Genomic DNA, 850 nt, shown 5'->3' with positions numbered 1-850 from the left:
CGGCTATGATGCCGCCAACCGCGCCATCATCGCCTACGATCAGGAAAGCAACGCCGTCTCATCCAGCCGAGACGCTGACGGCAAGGTGCGCAGCCTCACCGACCCCAACGGCAATACCGTCAGCAACACCTATTGGAACTACACTCGCGACGGCCGCCTTAAAACCGTCAGCTCGCCCGCCATCCAGAGCTACACCAGCGGCCACACCCTGCAGTACGACTACGATGAGAACGGCAACGTCACCAGTCTCACCGAAATTCCCGCCGGCGGCAGCGGCCAGAGCAACCGCACCACCACCTCCCAGTACGACGAACTCAACCGTCCCGCCCGCATCGTCGGCCCGCAATACACCGACGCCGCCTACGGCGCCGTGTGTCCGGTCACCGTCTACAGCTACGACAGCCTAAGCCGCCGTACCCAGGTCAAATCCGGCTACACCCCGAGCCCCTGCACCAGCGCAGCCAGCGACATCACCAAAGTGCAGGAAACCCTGGCGTTTGACGACTTCAACCGCAAGACCAAAAGCACCGACGCCCTGGGCAAATTCTGGAGCATCGCCTACGACCCCAACAACAACCCACTGACTGTCACCGATGCCAAAAACCAGACCACCAGCTACACCTGGGACACCGGCCACCAACTGATAAGCCGCACCGAACAAGGCGGGCGCTTGACCACCTACACCCGCAACGCCCTGGGCCAGGTGATCCAGACCGTTCACCCCGAAGCCATCACCACCTACGGCTACGACAACAGCCACCGCCTCACCTCAGTCATCGACAGTCGTGGCCTCAAAACCCTCAGCTACAGCTGGAGCCCCGGCGGCCTGTTGAACCGCCTCACCGACAGT

1 pseudogene is annotated in these 850 nt (G+C 62.5%); it reads left to right on the top strand.

The window, feature by feature from the left end:
- Positions 1–850, top strand: a pseudogene (locus SCT_RS15250) (RHS repeat protein); the annotation flags it as partial.

The sequence above is a fragment of the Sulfuricella sp. T08 genome (genome assembly GCF_000971475.1).
GTDB lineage: Bacteria > Pseudomonadota > Gammaproteobacteria > Burkholderiales > Sulfuricellaceae > Sulfuricella.
This window is presented reverse-complemented; position numbering and strand designations above follow the sequence as displayed.